Source organism: Vibrio sp. 10N.222.51.C5, from assembly GCF_041474575.1.
GTDB lineage: Bacteria > Pseudomonadota > Gammaproteobacteria > Enterobacterales > Vibrionaceae > Vibrio > Vibrio crassostreae_C.
Genome location: NZ_JBFRUJ010000022.1, coordinates 30557 through 49307, shown reverse-complemented (window position 1 = coordinate 49307; position 18751 = coordinate 30557). Strand labels below are relative to the sequence as shown.

The following is an 18751-nucleotide window of genomic DNA, read 5'->3' as shown; positions in this document are numbered from 1 at the left end:
ATCCTTAATATTTTTATAGGGTAACTGGTAAATCCGATACCGAGTTTCTAGTGACCAACGTCGGCAGCAATTTAAAGTTCACGTCATGTTTTATTTTTTTTAGCTTCTGTAGAGTGAGCTGTACTGCTTCAACGCTCATCTCTTCAATAGGGAAATTAATGGTGGTCAAACTAGGGGTCAGATAGCGCGCGAAGATGGTGTTATCGAAGCCCACCAGTGATACATCTTTAGGAACAGACAGTCCCTCTTGATGCAACACCTCGAAGGCGCCAAATGCCATGTGGTCATTCGAAGCAAATACTGCTGTGAAATGACACTTACGATTAATCAGCTTCTTCATAGCACTGATGCCCGTCTCTTCAGTAAAGCCCGCTTCCGAGACTAATGCTTCATCGTATGGCACACCCGCTTCTTCCAAGGCCTTTCGATACCCCTGCAAACGCCCCCTAGCATCTGCTTTATCTAAAGGCCCGGTAATACACGCGATATCTGTATGTCCCTTTTGCAAAAGATATTGAGTAGCGAGTAGCCCCCCGACTTCGTTATCAATATCAATGCAACTCATCGCCATTTCTGGGATGAAGCGGTTAATTAAAACCACAGGGGTCCCCTGTTCTTCCAATTCAATTAAATAATCATCGCTGAGCAGTTGAGTATGAAGAATCAAAGCATCAACACGACGCCCCAACAGAAACTCCACCGACTCTCGCTGCCCTTGCTCGGTGTTCGAACCCGCTGTAACCACAGCGTGGTAACCAAAGCGGCGTAGGTTTTCTTCTATGCAATGCAAAATGCCTGAATAGAAAGAGCCGCCAAGTTCTGGAACAACAACGCCCACACTACCGGTACGACTTGAAGCCAAGGCTTGAGCGATAGAGTTCGGGCGATAACCCAGCTCCTTGATCGCTTTTTCAACCTTTAATTTCTTGTCATGACTGACTCTGCTAGTGCCATTAATAACCCTAGACACTGTCGCCTGAGACACACCTGCATGTTCTGATACGTGTTTAATTGTTGCCACTCGAACCTCGATACTTCATTAGCTTGTAACCGCTTACAAAACGATTATTAAAGAAAGGCGTCTTGGTTGAAGTGAGTGTCATCACACTAAAGTTGGAGGTAAAAAGGCCAGTTGTGGAAATCATGAAAGCGCTTACAGATTAACTTCACGCCATGAAACTGTTTCATGGGATTATTGTTCATATTATCAAGATGGCGCTCGGTTACTTGTTCGTCAGGTCAAACAAGTCCGCCTAAATCCATTTTTTTAAAACGTCATTTGATGATGAATCCGCAGCTGACGGCAATATACACGGGGAAAGTGACCTTGTTATTTCAATGGCCTTTCGAAATTGTATGAGTACATTTCACGGTAATTTTTAGCTCAAAGCCTTTCCATCAGAAAAAACCAGATACGAAAACGCCCAGCGGAAGGCTGGGCGTGAAATCATGGAAGAAATTAACTGGCTCTAATCTTTGTGATTAGATGATTCCGCTAACTTAAACTCTTGAGTTAATGAAAATTGCTGTTGCGACATAGTTTCAAGCTGTTGACCGTGGGAAAAAAGCACTTGGGAACGTTGCGAGTTATCTTCAGCCAAGATGTGTATCTGGCTGATATTTTGAGTGACTTGAGAGGCAACGACTTGATGCTCTGTCGTCGCCGTTGCGATCTGATGGCTTCTTTGTTCGACTTCATTGAGCAAGCCATACACGGTCGATATGGATTGATTCACTTCACCCGTTTGCTCAACACATTGCGCCATATCTGCAACGCACTGATTGATTTGTTCCACAGCCAATTTAGAACTGTTTTGAAGCCGTTCAATTTTATGGTGAATCTCTTGCGTTGATGCATTGGTTTTTGCGGCTAACACTCTCACTTCGTCGGCGACCACAGAGAACCCTCGACCTTGCTCGCCAGCACGAGCGGCTTCAATGGCTGCGTTCAATGCCAACAAGTTAGTTTGTTCTGAAATACCGGAGATCACATCAAGAATAGAACCAATGCTGGCACTCTCTTTCTCAAGTTTGTCGATTGTGCTTGTTGATTCTGCCAACTTACTTTCCAAAACGCCCATTAGGTCAACATTCTTGCCCATGGTTTGTTGCCCTGCGCTTGAACTGGTGACAGCCGATGTCACCAGTGTCAGGGTTTGGTTGGCCGCTTGAGTTATTTCAGTCACGGAACATTCGATCTGTTCCATAGCCGTAGCCACCATTACGGTTTGATTGGTTTGGTCTAACATCGCCTCACGCAATGAACCACTGGTACTTTGATTCTCTAGAGACGCTTCTTTTAAATGCAGCGATGATTGGCGCATGTTTTCAATCACGTGTGTTAAGTGGCTGATCACCAAATTGACCTTGTCACTCACTAAACCAAATTCATTATTGGCTTGATATTGAACCTGAGAACTTAGGTCTTTTTTGGCGACTTGGTCTAACGCACCTTGTACCAATTTACTTGGCTTACGGATGCCTTTTGCGATGTTAACGCCTATCAAAAGCGCAATCAGAACCGATGCAGTCGAAATAATTACCTGCATCAAAAGCGCTTGATTGGATGATTCCATCGACTCTTGATACAGGTTTGTTGCGGTGTGTTCGGCGTACGTAGAAAGTTCGTCGAAGTACCCTAGCTGCACATCAATCGCCTGTTCAACCTCAACTCTCTGTTCGGTTATCGACTCATGCAACTTAACGGTTTCCATGTGCGTCGACACTGAGCCTTGCGCTGAAAAGGCATGGGAAGCGAGCAGTGACAAAGACTGCTTGCTCCGCCGCACTAAAGCCGGATCCTGCGCCTCCAAATTGGCAACAGCCTCTTTAAATCGCTCGTGACGACTTTGTAGGCGACGCTCTACTCCACGAACTTCCGATGACGTTTGCAGTGAAAACGCCTCATTGGCTTCTGCCGCAATCAAACTCAATTGAACCAGTAATGCTTCTACTGCTTTTTGCGTTGCATCTGAGCTCGCGCTCGCCAGTTGATTCACCAAGGTATTGTTGAGTTGACCCACTACCGATTGAAATTGTGCCTGCTCCATCGAACCTAGGTCTTTAGTATCCAAATAAGAAACGTATAAGTTTAAGGTCTGGTCTATCTTATCGATGGTGGCAACGCCCGTTTCATCGATATTCTGGAGTATAGATTCAAGAGACGACCCTGTTGTGCTCTTGCCTTCAAACCAATTCAATTGCTGCTGATATTGCTCGATGTTGTTTACAACGACTTGTTTGAGTGGCTCTAACTCATCAACATAATCCGCGGATAAATAAGGAATGGAGCTTCGATTAATATCCAAAAAACGAATAGTAAGCGTGGAAGATTGGAGCATTAAAGGGGTGGCTTGTTGAGTGATGGTTTCGATGTGTGAGGTTATGTTCTTGTTACTGCTAATACTCAACCATGCGCTACCAAGCATGATTACGATCAGCGTGAAGAAACCTAAATAAACTCGAGACACGATGGAAGAAAGTCTCATCGTTATTCCTTGATCTAGTGGCGAAAAAAAGGGCACAAAAATGTGCCCAAGAATGGAGTTAATTGAAACGTGCCCTAATCAATCTGCCTTTAGGGCTAAAATGGACAGTATTTACGTACTATTGAAAAGCATGGATATTCGAAAGCATGGCTCTTTGAAAATATGCCGAATTCAAAGAGCCGCTCTTTCTATATCGGTGATTACCACCAAGCTTCAAACATTGCGCCGAACGACAATGTGTCAACATTCGTTGTCTTCACTGTGTTGCCTTTGGTTTCTACATCACCCACGGTTGTGTAGAAACGAAGCATTGGACGGCTCCAAGGTAAGCCACCTAGAGAAACGTTTTGAGAAAGCGTTACTTTCCATGCGTTCTCTTCACCGTCGTCATCGTAATCAACCATGCCGTAGCCCGCTTCTAACCATGTAGAATGAACATCATCCCATTGGTACTGTGGACGAACGATACCAGCGTATTCCGTGTTCTCGCGGTCTAGATCAGAACCAGAGTTGTCTTTGTACGACACTAAGTAATCGATGATGAAGTTATCTGTTGCTGCGTAGCTACCTTCAACACTTGCGTACAAAGTTTGGTAGTCACCTTTTAGGTCAAACACTGATGAATCCGCACCGTCACCATACTTAACAACCAACTTGTTAGACTCACCCAAGCCTAAGGTTGCACCTACCAGGTATGCCGTTTCGTCACTGACTTTTTGTCCTTGAGTCACGACAGGCTGCATTGAATCTGTCACTGGATCGTATACGTACTCAGTCGTCGTAGACGTATCCGCTTCGCTCGATGCAAAACCGTAGTTCGCGTAAAAATCCAGATTACCAATACCTGCGTCTATACTGTGTAGCTTCGCTGTCACGGCGTATCGGCCATTGTCATTTACGAGGCCGCCTTTCACTTGGCCAACAAAGCCCATATCTAGCTTAGCGCCGCCGAAATCTAGGTTGTTAAAGCCAGCGCCTTGACCATCGTGTGTCATCCAGAAGTAATCGTTCAAACCTTGTTGCGGACGTTGATGGAAGTCGCGACCAGCCCACATATAAAGTTCTGGTTGGCTTTCAAATACGTTAGTTACACCTGCGTACATTTTTTTCATACTCAGGCCGCCGTCGTCAGCCCAAGCGTCTGCTTCCCAGTGGTCAGCCATGAATACGATGTCCCAAATCGCACCATTGTCAGCTTGGAAAAGCTTAGCTAGCTGAACCTCACCACCATTAGCTTCGTTACCCAAACGACCGACAGAACGACCTGTTGTACCGATGTCTACGTAACGCTCATCACCGCTCTTGTAGTGAGCGCCGTAACGAGCATAACCAGAGAAGACGATGCCATCTGGCACCTTAGTTTCTGCTGTTAAAACTGCGGGTTGTTGATCATTAACATAATCAATATCCACAACCTTAGATTCTAACTCTTGGATTCGTTTTTCTAATGCTTCGATATTAGTATCAGCAGCAAAAGAAGAGAGTGAAGCAAGCGATGCCGCCACTGCGACCGTTATTGGCAAAAGCTTAAATTTTTGCATTGTATTTCCCTATTATTTTTTTGAGTTTTCATCGAACAGGGAAATATTAAGCAATGAAAGAGTTGAAAAGTTGGTCGCTGTTCACACTGATAAATCAGCTTAAATGCCATGAAACTTTTAGAAAATCCATGACGAAAACTACTGATTTTAGATCAACAGGTTATAGTGAAAAATGCGTAAAATATCAGCTTGAAATCGCTTTCATTTCATCAGTATTGGTGGCGGCTATCACGGAAAACAGTGTGTGAAAGTGAAGGAAATATGACGCAGTTTTGATTGGTTTTCATATATATGAAAAGCCTCAAAATCTAAGGTAGATTTTGAGGCTTCTTGGTCTGAGTAAAATACCCAGTTATCTAGAATCAAGCATTCGTTAAAGTGAATCTAGAGACGCAACCCCCATATTGAACAGAGTAAATGCGTAGATATCGGCGGTGAGATCGATCGCTTTGCTGAGCGGCATTCCGGCGCCATGGCCCGCATTAACATCAATACGAATCATCACGGGCGCACTACCTTCATGCTTATCTTGCAGCTCTGAGATGAACTTATAAGAGTGAGCCGGTACTACGCGGTCATCGTGATCAGCGGTCGTCACCAATGTTGCTGGATAATCCGTGCCACGCACCACATTATGAACCGGAGAATAGCCAAGCAGATATTCGAACATCTCTCTGTTCTGCGCGGATGTGCCATAGTCGTACGCCCACCCTTCGCCAGACGTGAATGTGTGGTAACGCAACATGTCCAACACCCCAACAGCAGGCAGAGCCACTTGGAACAGCTCAGGCTTTTGTGTCATACAAGCTCCTACCAGCAAGCCTCCGTTAGAACCGCCGCGAATCGCCAACTTATCGCTACTGGTGTAGTTTTCTTCAATTAAGAACTCGGCAGCAGCAATGAAGTCGTCAAAGACATTCTGCTTTTTCTGCTGAGTTCCCGCTTTGTGCCACGCCTTACCATACTCACCACCGCCACGCAGGTTCGGCACCGCATATACGCCACCCAGTTCTAGCCAACTGCCAACCGTGCCCGAGAAAGAAGGCGTTAGGCTAACGTTAAAGCCACCATAGGCGTACAACATGGTTGGATTATTGCCATCTAACACTAATCCCTTCTTATAAGAGATAAGCATCGGAACCTTGGTGCCATCCTTCGAGGTATAGAAGACTTGTTTAGACTCAAATTGATCCGACTCAAACGGAGACTCAGAGCGTTGGTAGATTTCAGAATTGCCTGATTCGACATCGAAAGAGAAAATCGTTGGCGGCGTTACATAGTTGGTAAAGGTGTAATAAAGCTGAGTTTGCTCGTTTTTTCCACCTAAGCCACTGGCCGTTCCCAGCCCAGGCAAATGAATTTCACGAACTAGGTTACCTTGGTAATCCAACTGCTCAATCTTAGACACCACATCCACCATGTAGTGAGCAAACAAGTGGCCACCACCCGTGCTGATATCCAATGGCTGTGGCTTTTCAGGGATGATTTCGAGCCATTTCCCATCGCGAGTACCAAAGCTCACCACCTTGCCATTAGGCGCATCAAGATTCGTATATAGAATGAAGGTCTCATCTTGGTTATCGATGAGATAAATGTCGCTATCCACATGTTCAATCAGCGTGTTCAGCTGTTGTTCTGGTGAGTTTAAATCGATATAGAACAGTCTATTACCCGATGTCGACTCTCGCCCTAGAATGATCAAGTAACGGTCGTCTTCGGTGGTATAGCCTGATACATAGCGGTGCTGCTCGGTGTTGTTCTCACCAAAAATCACCGTGTCGCTCGCTTGCTCTGTACCCAACTCATGGAAGTAAAGTTTGTGCTGTTCGGTACGTGCAGAAAGCTGGCTGCCGTCAGGCTTGTCGTAGCTAGAATAATAGAAACCGCGATTGCCTAACCAAGAGATGCCGGTAAATTTGGCGTCAGTGATTTCGGCTTCGAGCTGCTGCTTAGTCTCGGTATCGATAACAAAGATCTTACGCCAGTCGCTTCCGCCCTCTGAAATGCTGTACGCCACCAAGCTGTAATCTTTAGAAAACGACACCGAACCCAGTGATGTCGTGCCATCTTCCGAGAAAGTATTCGGATCTAGGAATACTTCAACCTGCGAGCCTTCTTTCTCACGATAGAGAATGCTGTGATTTTGCAGGCCATCATTCTTATAGAAATAGGTGTAATCCCCTCGCACAAATGGCTGTGAGCTCTTTTTGTAGTCTTGCGCTTTCGCCAATCGATCTCGCAGTTCTGCGCGATACGGGATTTGAGCAAGGTAATCAAACGTGACTTCATTTTGACTTGCCACCCACTGCGCGGTTTCGTCACTTCTATCATCTTCTAACCAGCGATATGGGTCTTCGATTATCTGACCAAAATAGTCATCGCTGACGATCTGTTTATTGGTAGTTGGATATTGATACTCTTTTAAATAGCTCATCGTGATCCTTATTAAAAATAGTGTGAAATCGTCAGATAACGAGTTCTGATGTGTTCAATCAATAACTTAATCTTGTTGGGCGGTTGGCGCGTAAAGGGGTACACCGCATAAATACCGAGCTTTTTACCCACCAAATCTGGAAAGATGTCCACCAGCTGGCCGTTACGAATATCGTGATAAACCAGACAACGTGGTACGTACGCCACACCATGGCCACCCAGCGCCGCTTTTCTTAGTGCCGTCGCGTTGTCGGTAGAAAATGAACCCGATACACGCACGATGTATTTGTCGTTGTCAGTACAGCCATCTTTACTGTGCAGGAACTGCCACTCGCTGGCACCTGTTGTTTGATAAGCGTATTGCAAGCAGTTGTGCTTCACCAAGTCTTTAGGCAGCATCGGCTTACCATTCTTGGCGATATAAGAGGGCGAGGCACACACCACCCATTGAGAATCCAATATGTGTCTCGCAATCAAGCTGGAGTCTTCTAGGTAACCGGTACGAATCACCAAGTCCAAACCATTTTCTACTAAGTCAACAAAGCGATTGTCCAGTGACATATCGACTGTTAAACCTGGATGCATATTACAAAACTCAGCAACGGCGTCTGCCAGAATCAAATCTCCAGAGATAGTAGGCACTGACATTTTGATATGACCGCTGACATTTTCACCAAAGCCTGAAACTGCGTCCATAGCCTCTTGAGTCGCCTGCTTCACATTTTTGGCTCCGTGCAAAATTGCCTTACCCGCCTCAGTCAGGGTCAATTTACGCGTCGTTCGATATAATAATTGCACGCCAATCTCTTCCTCTAGGCGTGCAATTCTTTTACTAACTACCGAATTTGTAAGGTTATTTTGCTCTGCTACCTTACTAAAACTGCCCAGCTCTACTACCTGTGAAAACAGGATCAAATCGTCTGCTCGCATCTGATTATGCCAATTTTGGAATTAATTATTTTCATTATTTCCCTATATCAATAAAAAATAAAGGGGTAAATTCACGCCAAATTAACAAAACAATTACAAAAGAGTCATTCCAATTACAAGATTCGCACCTAAATGGTTCCCGCTTAGAGGCCAATAGCGAATCAAAAATGACAACCCATAACGTGTTATCTACTTCAAACATGAACGTTTGAAAACAGTACGAGGAAGTACCCATGAGTGAAACTCTACTAGCTCTATTGGCCTTTTCACCAATAGTTGTTGCAGCGATTCTGCTGGTCGGCCTGAACTGGCCTGCGAAAAAAGCGATGCCAGTGGCATTTGCATTAACCGTTGCTATTGCCCTATTTGCTTGGGATATGTCTGGCACTCGCGTGCTAGCTTCTGTATTTCAAGGCTTCGGCATTACCGTGTCGGTTCTCTGGATTGTGTTCGGCGCCATCTTCTTATTAAACACTTTGAAACACACCGGAGCTATCACCACCATCCGTAACGGCTTCACGGACATTTCCGCTGACCGTCGTGTTCAGGCGATCATCATCGCTTGGTGTTTCGGCTCCTTCATTGAGGGGGCATCTGGCTTCGGCACACCTGCAGCTATTGCAGCGCCGCTACTGGTTGCTATCGGCTTCCCTGCGCTTGCTGCGGTACTGATGGGCATGATGATCCAATCGACACCAGTATCGTTCGGTGCGGTAGGTACACCTATCATCGTTGGTGTGAACAAAGGTTTGGACACGCACAACATCGGTGAAAGCCTGATTGCTCACGGTTCTACTTGGGACGCTTACCTGCAACAAATCACCTCAAGTGTGGCACTGATTCACGCCTCAGTGGGTGTGATGATGCCAGTACTAATGGCAATGATGCTGACTCGCTTCTTCGGTAAGAACAAAAGTTGGACAGAAGGTTTAGACATTCTACCGTTCGCACTGTTTGCTGGTGCAGCGTTCACCATCCCTTACGCACTAACAGGTGTCTTCCTAGGTGCTGAGTTCCCATCTCTAATTGGTGGTCTAGTCGGCCTAGCAATTGTGGTTACTGCAGCAAAACGTGGCTTCCTCGTTCCAAAATCAAAATGGGATTTCGAGAGTGAAGACAAGTGGCCTGCAGAATGGTTAGGTTCTCTGAAAATCGACCTTGATGACAACAATCAAAACCATAAGAAAATGAGCATGGCGATGGCATGGGCACCTTACGTGCTGCTCGCTGTAACTCTGGTTGCTAGCCGTGTGAGCCCTGAGTTCAAAGGCCTACTGAAGAGCGTTAGCCTTTCATTCAGCAACATCCTTGGTGAGACTGGCGTAAGCACAGCGATTCAACCTCTTTATCTGCCGGGCGGTATCCTAGTATTTGTTGCGCTGGTTGCTGTTCTGATTCAAGGCCGCAGCGCTGCGCCACTAGCGAAAGCATTCGGTGAATCAAGTAAAACACTGATTGGTGCAGGTTTCGTACTGGTGTTCACCATCCCTATGGTTCGTATCTTCATCAACTCTGGTGTGAACGCAGCTGACTTAGCAAGTATGCCTGTAACAACAGCCAACTTCGCCGCGGACTTAGTTGGCAGCGCATTCCCAGCATTGAGTGCCACTGTTGGAGCGTTAGGTGCCTTCATTGCAGGTTCGAACACAGTTTCAAACATGATGTTCAGCCAGTTCCAATTCGAAGTAGCGCAGACCCTGACTATCTCGAGTGCAGTCGTTGTTGCCCTACAAGCCGTTGGTGCAGCAGCCGGTAACATGATTGCGATTCACAACGTGGTAGCCGCTTCGGCAACGGTAGGCCTACTAGGACGTGAAGGTGCAACACTACGTAAAACCGTTATCCCTACGTTCTATTACTTAGTGATGACGGGCATCATCGGCCTAGTGGTTATCTACGGCTTCAATATGACAGACGCACTTATGTAGACCATAAGTCGTTACAAAAGCACTTGGCGTTAATACTCAATTCCCCGACAGCGACACCGTCTAATAAGACAGTTGATGAGTTCCGGGATGGATACTAGAACACATCAACACCCACGGGTATTAACGCCATTTTCCCGAATTAAAACAGCCCAAACCAAGCTCTCAAAGAAGAGCAACATCCCAAGAATTTAGGACTGAAATTATGATCATATCCGCATCGACTGATTACCGCGCCGCAGCAAAAGCGAAATTACCACCGTTTCTTTTCCACTACATTGATGGTGGCTCTTACGGAGAACATACCCTACGCCGCAACACGGCTGACCTTGCTGAGATTGCGCTAAAACAACGCGTACTCAACGACATGTCGGACCTAAATTTAGAAACCGAGTTATTTGGCGAGAAGCTAGCGATGCCAATTGCACTGGCGCCTGTTGGTTTAACGGGTATGTACGCAAGACGCGGTGAAGTACAAGCCGCCAAAGCCGCAGACAACAAAGGCATCCCTTTTACCATGTCGACCGTGTCGGTATGTCCGATTGAAGAAGTTGCACCTAAGATTGAACGCCCAATGTGGTTCCAACTTTACGTGTTAAAAGACCGTGGCTTCATGAAGAACGTTCTTGAACGCGCTAAAGCCGCTGGCGTCACAACACTGGTCTTCACCGTGGATATGCCCGTACCCGGGGCACGCTACCGTGACATGCATTCCGGAATGAGTGGACCAAATGCAGCAGTACGCCGCGTATTCCAATCTATGCGTCATCCTAGTTGGGCAGTTGATGTCGGCTTGCTGGGTAAACCCCATGATCTCGGCAACATCTCTACTTACCGTGGTTCTCCTACCAAGCTGGAAGACTACATCGGTTGGTTAGGTGACAACTTCGATCCGTCGATTTCATGGAAAGACCTAGAGTGGATTCGTGATTTCTGGGACGGCCCAATGGTCATCAAAGGCATTCTCGACGAAGAAGATGCAAAAGACGCGGTGAGATTTGGCGCAGACGGTATCGTGGTTTCAAACCACGGTGGTCGTCAGCTTGACGGCGTTCTATCAAGTGCCAAAGCGCTGCCTTCGATTGCTGATGCAGTGAAAGGCGACACCAAGATTCTGGTCGATTCAGGCATTCGCACGGGCTTAGATGTGGTTCGCATGATGGCACTTGGCGCAGACTGCACCTTGCTTGGCCGCTCTTTCGTATACGCATTAGCAGCTCAAGGACAAGCCGGCGTTGAGAACCTACTCGACCTTTACGACAAAGAGATGCGCGTTGCCATGACATTAACTGGCGCAAAGACAATCAAAGACTTAACTCGTGAATCTTTGGTGGGGTTAGATTAAATCTCCACGATTCAGACTCATGCTTTGGTCTACTTAGGCTGAAGTTCAATCGGTGTCACAGCAATTCCACTACCGTTGTGACACCGTTTAAGCACTGGAAAATAAAATAAAAAGCTAGGGCGTGTTGATCTTTCGAGCTGATTTTTGCAGCGAGTTGCTGGGTATTTATACAAGGCAGAGGCGTCGATGTGTAGCTAGCCTACATGAGAAGCCGATAACGTAGTAGAAATGGTCAGCAAACGCTGCCCGAAGGGTTCGAGCTGGGCGCCCCCGCAAAAAGCGTTTTACTCTTTGTTGAGGGGGATTTGCTTAGAGTGACTAGGCTACTTCCCCTTCGCCGCGATTAAAACGCTTTTGACTCGAACAAAATTTAACCGCGAAAGTTCAACACGCCCTGAACAGTGCCAAATAAGAAGCACAAGGAAGCAAAGATGGAGACAAACACATCCCATGAGCGAGTAATAGACGCACAAGCTTATCAGCAGCTTGAAGCGATACTGGCTCAAAAAATAGAAACAGAACGCATTGTCACGCAAGAGGCAAAGCGATTGGCTTACGGCACCGATGCGAGTTTTTATCGCTTGGTGCCGAAAATGGTTCTAAGGCTCAAGAACTTAGACGAAGTCATATTCACCATTCAAAGCTGTCGCGAACTCGGTATTCATTTTACCTTTCGCGCCGCGGGCACCAGCCTTTCAGGGCAAGCGGTTTCAGACTCGGTACTCATCACACTGACCGACGACTGGCGTGGCCATGAAATTGTCGACAACGGCAATCAAATCATTCTTCAGCCCGGTGTAATTGGCGCGGATGCCAATAAATATCTTGCCCCGTTCCAACGTAAAATCGGCCCAGATCCAGCCTCTATCAACACCTGTAAGATTGGTGGTATTGCCGCGAACAACGCCAGTGGCATGTGTTGTGGTACTGCGCAGAACTCCTATCGCACGGTCGAAAGCATGAAAGTCGTATTGAGCGATGGCACCCTGCTCGATACCGCAGACAGTGCTAGCGTTGAATCATTCAAGCAGTCACACAAAACGCTGTTTGATGGTATTGCTGAATTACACCGTCAAACCAGCTCAAATCAAGAACTCGCCGACAGAATCCGCCACAAGTATCGCCTTAAAAACACCACGGGCTACGCACTCAATGCCTTGGTCGATTACCACGACCCAATCGAAATCATTAAACACCTGATGATCGGTTCAGAGGGCACGCTAGGCTTCATCGCCGAGATCACTTACAACACGGTGATTGAACACCCGAACAAAGCCTCTGCTCTGTTGGTGTTTGCCGACATCGAGCAAGCAAGTAAAGCCGTAACTACATTATCCAAAACTCCGGTTGCAGCCGTTGAGTTGATGGACGGCAGGGCGCTACGTTCTGTCGCGGATAAACCGGGTATGCCTGCGTTTATGCCAAACCTAGATTTAGAAGCGGCGGCTATTTTGGTGGAATCACACGCCAGCTCCCAGCAGGACTTAGATTTACAATGTAAATCAATTTTGGATGCATTGGCTGATTACACGATTGTTGAATCGGTCCCTTTTACGTCCGATCCAAAGACTGTTGCAACCCTGTGGGGCATTCGAAAAGGCATGTTCCCAGCAGTTGGGGCCGTTCGTGAAGTTGGCACAACCGTTATCATCGAAGACGTGGCTTTCCCTGTTGAAAACCTGGCTAACGGTATTCGAGAGCTGCAAGAGTTGTTCGATAAATACGACTACAGCGAAGCGATCATTTTCGGCCATGCACTCGAAGGCAACCTTCATTTTGTGTTTACCCAAGGCTTCGACAGCCAAGAAGAGATCGACCGTTACGGCGGTTTCATGGATGACGTTGCCGAGCTAGTTGCAGTGAAGTATCAAGGTTCACTGAAAGCGGAACACGGCACGGGCCGAAACATGGCACCTTATGTGGAATTGGAATGGGGCAAAGATGGCTATGCCTTGATGCAACAGATCAAAGCGCTGTTTGACCCAGAAAGGCTGCTTAACCCCGGCGTTATCATCAACGACAATCCAAACTCCCACATCACAGACCTGAAGCCAATGCCTGCTGCCGATGACCTTGTCGACCGCTGTATCGAATGTGGATTCTGTGAGCCTGTGTGTCCGTCTCGTACGCTGACTCTATCACCTCGCCAACGTATTGTTTTATATCGCGAGCTACAACGCCGTCGTGCGGCAGGAGAAGAGATAGAAGCAAGCGAGCTAGAGAAGACGTTTGAATACCAAGGTATTGATACCTGCGCCGCAACAGGCCTGTGTGCCGAGCGTTGCCCTGTAGGCATCAACACTGGCGATTTAGTGAAGAAGCTTCGTATCGCTAAATATGAAAAGTTCACTCCAATTGCTAAGTGGACAGCGGATCATTTCTCGACCACCACGAAGCTGACCAAAGCAGGCCTCAAAACCAATCAAGTAGCGAGTAAGGTCTTGGGGGCAAACACGGTCGGTAAGCTTACCAATGGCCTGCGCTCAGTGACCAAAGGCGCAACGCCTGTTTGGATGCCAGAGATGCCGCAGTCCAACAGTCACTCGCTTGCCTCATCACCCGTGACGGCAGAATCTTCAAGCAATCATAAGAAGGTGGTTTACCTCCCTTCCTGTGCAAGTCGAACCATGGGGCAACAAAGCGATGCGGGCGACCAACGTCCTCTTACTGAAGTGACCATGTCTTTGCTCAACAAGGCAGGATTCGAGGTAATTCTACCGAAGAAGCTAGATGACCAATGCTGTGGTATGCCTTACGACAGCAAAGGAATGACCGACTTAGCACAGTCGAAGGCTCAGCAGTTGGAAGAAGTGCTATGGCAAGCCAGTCGTCAGGGTGAATACCCAATATTGATGGATACCAGCCCATGTGCTAAACGCAGTATTGAACAGTTCACCAAGCCATTAGAGGTGTTAGAGCCAACAGGGTTTGTGAATCAATATTTGCTAGAGCACCTGACGCTTGAGCCACTTAAAGAGACCGTGATGCTGCATGTCACTTGTAGCTCTCGCCGAATGGGCTTAGAAGGAGCGATGTTAAACCTTGCTAAAGCCTGTACCGAAGAAGTGATTGTTCCAGAACATATTCAATGTTGTGGCTGGGCGGGTGACAAAGGCTTCACTACACCAGAACTGAATGAAGCAGCAGTCCACCCACTTAAGGAGCAAGTGCCAAGCAACTGCACTCGCGGCTTCAGCAACAGCCGAACTTGTGAAATCGGTTTATCGCATCACAGTGGCATTCCATATCAATCAATCTTGTACTTGGTGGACGAAGTGGCGCAGTAGATCCACTCATACTGCGAGCAACGTGCTCTAGCTTAAAACGAAAAATGGCAGCCCAATCAGGCTGCCATTTGTTTATTCGATTTAAAACGTATTACCGAGCTAGATATTGCTGAGCTAGCGGCTACTGAGCTAAGCGCACCAACTCTTCTGGCGAGTAGTGTTCTGCTTCTGAGCCTTTGGCGATTAAGTCGATCACTTGGAACTCGTTCATGTCACCAAACTCTTTGGTTAAGTAATCACGGAACGCTTTCTCGTTCGGCCATTTGCCTCGCACGATATAGCCATCTTCCTTATCGAAATCTTCCGTCTCAAAGAAAGAAAAGTCGGTCATACCAATATTGTGGCAATACAAAACGAGATACATGTTGAATCCTTTACACTTAACTAGGGCCTGTTTAACTTTCGAGCCGATCAAAAAGCGTCTCTAAAAAGCAGGGCTAAGGTTACAACATAAATGCTAAATCGAATACCCAATCGGATCGTCAATTTAGAAACCTCAGCGACCGGATCTTTACGTTAGTCATCAAACATCAAGTTAATGGCTGCACCCAACAAGATCAGCCCAACAATTGGCCCCATGACTGCTAATGGCGCGCGCTCAATGTATGGAAGGTTCTCTGCGATCATCAAACCCCATTCAGGTGTTGGTGGCTTTGCCCCTAATCCGATGAAGCTCAGCGAGGTCAGACTTAGAGTGATAACCGGTAGCCTCAACATCGCGTGTCTTAACAACGGTGGCAACACATACGGAAGCAAGTAGAAACGGAAGATTCTAAGCTTACTGGTGCCCCATAGTGGCGCGAGGTGTGTATAAGGTTGAGCCTTGGCTTCTACGATCAAGCTTGAGCAGTGTGCAGCTAGCGGCGCCCACGACACCAATACAATCGCGATTAATGCGCTGTTCGGATTCATCCCCGTTAAGCCTGCAACAAGCAAGCCTGCAATGATGTATGGGATACCCTTAGTGATCTCGATAAGGCCTTGGCTAAAGCGGGTGTTGAAACCCATGATGATGCCCGTCACCAAGCTCAAGAACGTTGCCAATATGCCGGCTTGGAAGGTCGCAATCATACCAGAACCAATTCTCGCCAGTAGGTCTCGACCAATGCCATCTGCGCCCAAAGGTGCTTGCCAACTCGGATCCGCTAAGCGAGCAAATTGACTGGTGTATGGGTCACGAAATGCAGCCCAAACCACGATTGAAATCAGGAATGAGAGTATTGAAAAAGCAACAGCACGCTTGGTGCGGCTTTGTGTAAAACGAAACGAAGAGTGGCTACTAATCAGCTTACCGCTTTTCAGGCTGTGACCCAGAATCAACTGCTGAACAAACAAGCTCATGCTGCTCACAGCAATTGAAAACAGCAGCAATACCAATAAGCCGCCCTGCAGAATTGGTAAATCTTGCGCCTTAGCTGCGCCTAAGATCATGCGCCCGATACCCGGAATCGAGAAGATAAGCTCAACCGCGACCGCGCCACCAGTCAAACCAATCACGATCATCGCGATTTGTGGGATCAGGCTGCTCAGCGCTCTTTTCAGCGCAAAGCGAATAATTTGGTTGGAGTGAACATTGGCACTGAGCCAGGTGATCACCCAAGGTTCATTTAAAACGCGTTGTAAACTGTCTCTGAGTAGGCGACTAAACAGACCACTGGCAGGCAATGCAAGCGCTAAGCTCGGTAGCCAGATGTCTTGCCAACCTTGCCAACCATACGGCGGCAGCCAACCTAACCAGATAGAGAACACCAGTATTAATACCGAGGCCACTACGTACTCTGGCAACGATATTAATACCGTACTTAAACTGCTGTAGCTCTGCCCCAGCTTGCCCTTCTTCCAACTGCGTAAGGTGGCAAGCAGGCCTGCACCACACAGTACGAAAGTCATCACCAATGCGCTAGACATCAAAAACAGAGACGTAGATGCTGTTTTTTGAATGCTTAATGCAACCGAGGAACCATCAATCCATGATTCACCTAGATCACCTGAAAAAGCACTTCCTACCCAGTCGAGCAGGCGCTCAATAGCTGAACGGTCAAGCTGAAGATCAGCGCGTACCGCCGCTAAAGCTTCAGGCGTAAGCAGGTGTTGTTGCCCCGCCCTAGCCCGCAGAATAGATTGGCTTGGATCGATGCCTGCAATGTCAGGCATCAAACCAACAAGAATCACCACCACAATCAGTGAGGCGATTCTTGATAGCCAAGGCGTCAAGATAAATAGAGTTCGACGCAGAGTCTCAGCAGATAACATTTATTTAGTTAGCCTGTGTTGCCGGGTTAACTTGTGTCGTTTGATCAACCAAGCGACGTTCACTTGGGTCACGAACGACATTGCTTACACGCTCACTTTCACCTTGAATCACACGTTCGTGAAGCAGCGGGATAGCCGCGAAATCGTTAAGGATTTTTTGTTCAGCTTCGATGATCGCTTGCTGACGCAGCGCACCTAGCGGTTGTAGGTCAGCGTGATTCAGTGCTTTATCTACCTCTTGAGAACAGAACTGGCCAAGGTTGAATGAACCCTTACAACCAAAGTCGCTCATCATGTAAGCCACTGGGTCACCCGAATCTAGAACCGTTGCACGAGAAAGGATAAACGCGTCGAACTTACCAGATAGCGCATCGTTCTCGATCTGAGCGTATTCACGAATATCCAGCTCAACCTTGAAACCAGCCGCTTCAAGTTGTTGCTTCAGTAGCGCTGCCACTTCTGGAAGCTCTGCACGGTCGGTAAAGGTACCGATAACAATGCTTTCGCCGTTCGCTTTTAGCGTTTTGTCAACTGCCTGACCTTCAGGTCGAATTGGTTCAGCCCAAGCAAGTGCAGGACCTAATAGGCCTTGCGCGATATCCGCGTGGTTTTCATAAACAGTATTCACGATCTGCTCACGGTCTACTGCAGCTGCCGCTACCTTACGCAGTTCAATATCGCTAAATACGCCTGACTTGTTGTTCAGGTAAAGCGTATTAGTACGAGGCATTGCCACTTCGTAAAGTAGGTTCGGATCAATGGTCGCGATTTGTGAAACGGGTACCGCTTCAACGACGTCAGCCGTGCCGGTTCTCAGTGCTGCAGCACGAGCAAAACCATTAGGAACGTATTCTGCAATTACAGATTCTACTTGCGCTTTTTCGCCCCAGTAGCCGTCAAAACGTTTCAGTTTCGCGCTGGTTGTGCCGTTGATTTCAGTCAGCTCAAACGGGCCAGTACCTGCGCCAATTGGACTAACACGACCATCTTCTTGATAAGCACTTGCTGCTAGGATCGCTAATTGAGGGCTTGATAAACGGCTTGGTAGAAGAGGGTCATCAAAGCTGGTCTTGATCTCTACGCGGTAGTTGTCCATCGCTTTCACTTCGAGATCGACACCATCTAGAATGCGTGGCTTAGGTGCAGCCTCAAGCGCTTTCTGCAAAGAGTTCACTACGGATTCTGCTGTTAATGTAGAGCCATCGTGGAATTTAACGCCTTGGCGAATCGTGAACTGCCAAGTCAGAGGATCAAGATGTTTCCAATCCGTTGCTAGCATTGGTTCTGCTTCTGAGGTTGGGCTCAAGTTCACTAACGTTTCAGCCGTGCTCCAACGTGATAGTTTGAACGCGTCATCAGAAAGTGGCGATAGGCCCGTTCTTGGTGGTTGCATCATCGCAACTCGGATTTCAGATTTTACTGCGGCATCGCTAGACCCTGGTTGAGAGTCAAAACAGCCCGTCAAAGGCAGAGCCAACGCAAGCGTGCAAGCCAGTTTGATTGAATTAAAACGCATAATTATTTTTTCTCTGTAGCTGTATTTTTTTAA

12 protein-coding genes are annotated in these 18751 nt (G+C 47.3%); 4 read left to right on the top strand and 8 right to left on the bottom strand.

Annotated elements, in window-relative coordinates; genetic code table 11:
• Nucleotides 1-13 precede the first annotated feature (13 nt).
• From AB4558_RS08150 to AB4558_RS08140, 3 genes are all read right to left on the bottom strand, one after another.
• Nucleotides 14-1021, bottom strand: coding sequence for a LacI family DNA-binding transcriptional regulator (locus AB4558_RS08150; protein ID WP_009846150.1), 1008 nt, complete (start codon nucleotides 1019-1021; stop codon nucleotides 14-16).
• A gap of 448 nt (nucleotides 1022-1469) precedes the next feature.
• Nucleotides 1470-3488 (bottom strand): methyl-accepting chemotaxis protein, encoded by a 2019-nt coding sequence (locus AB4558_RS08145; RefSeq protein WP_372158537.1) that lies wholly within the window; start codon nucleotides 3486-3488, stop codon nucleotides 1470-1472.
• A 200-nt stretch (nucleotides 3489-3688) separates the two neighbouring features.
• The gene (locus AB4558_RS08140) at nucleotides 3689-5029 is read right to left on the bottom strand and encodes a carbohydrate porin (RefSeq protein WP_372158534.1); all 1341 of its coding nucleotides are present in this window, start codon (nucleotides 5027-5029) and stop codon (nucleotides 3689-3691) included.
• Between the two features lie 53 nt (nucleotides 5030-5082).
• Between AB4558_RS08140 and AB4558_RS08135 the strand changes: the two genes are divergently transcribed.
• Complete coding sequence (locus AB4558_RS08135; protein ID WP_372158531.1) at nucleotides 5083-5277, top strand: hypothetical protein; 195 nt, start codon at nucleotides 5083-5085, stop codon at nucleotides 5275-5277.
• A gap of 125 nt (nucleotides 5278-5402) precedes the next feature.
• Here the strand turns inward: AB4558_RS08135 and AB4558_RS08130 are convergent, their stop codons facing one another.
• Together AB4558_RS08130 and AB4558_RS08125 are read right to left on the bottom strand one after the other, a co-directional pair.
• On the bottom strand, nucleotides 5403-7463 hold the full coding sequence (locus AB4558_RS08130) for a prolyl oligopeptidase family protein (protein WP_372158528.1): 2061 nt from the start codon (nucleotides 7461-7463) through the stop codon (nucleotides 5403-5405).
• Nucleotides 7464-7474: 11 nt separating this feature from the next.
• On the bottom strand, nucleotides 7475-8392 hold the full coding sequence (locus AB4558_RS08125) for a LysR family transcriptional regulator (RefSeq protein ID WP_136977850.1): 918 nt from the start codon (nucleotides 8390-8392) through the stop codon (nucleotides 7475-7477).
• Nucleotides 8393-8625: 233 nt separating this feature from the next.
• Here AB4558_RS08125 and AB4558_RS08120 point away from each other — a divergent pair, with 233 nt between their 5' ends.
• The 3 genes from AB4558_RS08120 (at nucleotide 8626) to AB4558_RS08110 (ending at nucleotide 14949) form a co-directional block, all read left to right on the top strand.
• On the top strand, nucleotides 8626-10320 hold the full coding sequence (locus AB4558_RS08120; protein WP_372158525.1) for an L-lactate permease: 1695 nt from the start codon (nucleotides 8626-8628) through the stop codon (nucleotides 10318-10320).
• A 202-nt stretch (nucleotides 10321-10522) separates the two neighbouring features.
• The gene (lldD, locus tag AB4558_RS08115) at nucleotides 10523-11662 is read left to right on the top strand and encodes an FMN-dependent L-lactate dehydrogenase LldD (protein WP_017065044.1); all 1140 of its coding nucleotides are present in this window, start codon (nucleotides 10523-10525) and stop codon (nucleotides 11660-11662) included.
• A gap of 431 nt (nucleotides 11663-12093) precedes the next feature.
• On the top strand, nucleotides 12094-14949 hold the full coding sequence (locus tag AB4558_RS08110) for an FAD-binding and (Fe-S)-binding domain-containing protein (RefSeq protein ID WP_372158521.1): 2856 nt from the start codon (nucleotides 12094-12096) through the stop codon (nucleotides 14947-14949).
• 121 nt (nucleotides 14950-15070) lie between these two features.
• Here the strand turns inward: AB4558_RS08110 and AB4558_RS08105 are convergent, their stop codons facing one another.
• The 3 genes from AB4558_RS08105 to AB4558_RS08095 form a co-directional block, all read right to left on the bottom strand.
• On the bottom strand, nucleotides 15071-15313 hold the full coding sequence (locus AB4558_RS08105) for a hypothetical protein (RefSeq protein ID WP_372158519.1): 243 nt from the start codon (nucleotides 15311-15313) through the stop codon (nucleotides 15071-15073).
• A 152-nt stretch (nucleotides 15314-15465) separates the two neighbouring features.
• Entirely contained in the window at nucleotides 15466-17202 is a 1737-nt protein-coding gene (locus AB4558_RS08100; RefSeq protein ID WP_372158516.1) for an ABC transporter permease subunit, read from the bottom strand.
• A gap of 4 nt (nucleotides 17203-17206) precedes the next feature.
• Nucleotides 17207-18718 (bottom strand): ABC transporter substrate-binding protein, encoded by a 1512-nt coding sequence (locus AB4558_RS08095; protein ID WP_372158513.1) that lies wholly within the window; start codon nucleotides 18716-18718, stop codon nucleotides 17207-17209.
• Between the last annotated feature and the right edge of the window lie 33 nt (nucleotides 18719-18751).

Excerpts from the sequence above, each read along its gene's own strand:
- AB4558_RS08145 (WP_372158537.1), bottom strand. The coding sequence starts at position 3,488 with ATGAGACTTTCTTCCATCGTGTCTCGAGTTTATTTAGGTTTCTTCACG.
- AB4558_RS08140 (WP_372158534.1), bottom strand. The coding sequence starts at position 5,029 with ATGCAAAAATTTAAGCTTTTGCCAATAACGGTCGCAGTGGCGGCATCG.
- AB4558_RS08135 (WP_372158531.1), top strand. The coding sequence starts at position 5,083 with ATGAAAGAGTTGAAAAGTTGGTCGCTGTTCACACTGATAAATCAGCTT.
- AB4558_RS08130 (WP_372158528.1), bottom strand. The coding sequence starts at position 7,463 with ATGAGCTATTTAAAAGAGTATCAATATCCAACTACCAATAAACAGATC.
- AB4558_RS08125 (WP_136977850.1), bottom strand. The coding sequence starts at position 8,392 with ATGCGAGCAGACGATTTGATCCTGTTTTCACAGGTAGTAGAGCTGGGC.
- AB4558_RS08120 (WP_372158525.1), top strand. The coding sequence starts at position 8,626 with ATGAGTGAAACTCTACTAGCTCTATTGGCCTTTTCACCAATAGTTGTT.
- lldD (WP_017065044.1), top strand. The coding sequence starts at position 10,523 with ATGATCATATCCGCATCGACTGATTACCGCGCCGCAGCAAAAGCGAAA.
- AB4558_RS08110 (WP_372158521.1), top strand. The coding sequence starts at position 12,094 with ATGGAGACAAACACATCCCATGAGCGAGTAATAGACGCACAAGCTTAT.
- AB4558_RS08105 (WP_372158519.1), bottom strand. The coding sequence starts at position 15,313 with ATGTATCTCGTTTTGTATTGCCACAATATTGGTATGACCGACTTTTCT.
- AB4558_RS08100 (WP_372158516.1), bottom strand. The coding sequence starts at position 17,202 with ATGTTATCTGCTGAGACTCTGCGTCGAACTCTATTTATCTTGACGCCT.
- AB4558_RS08095 (WP_372158513.1), bottom strand. The coding sequence starts at position 18,718 with ATGCGTTTTAATTCAATCAAACTGGCTTGCACGCTTGCGTTGGCTCTG.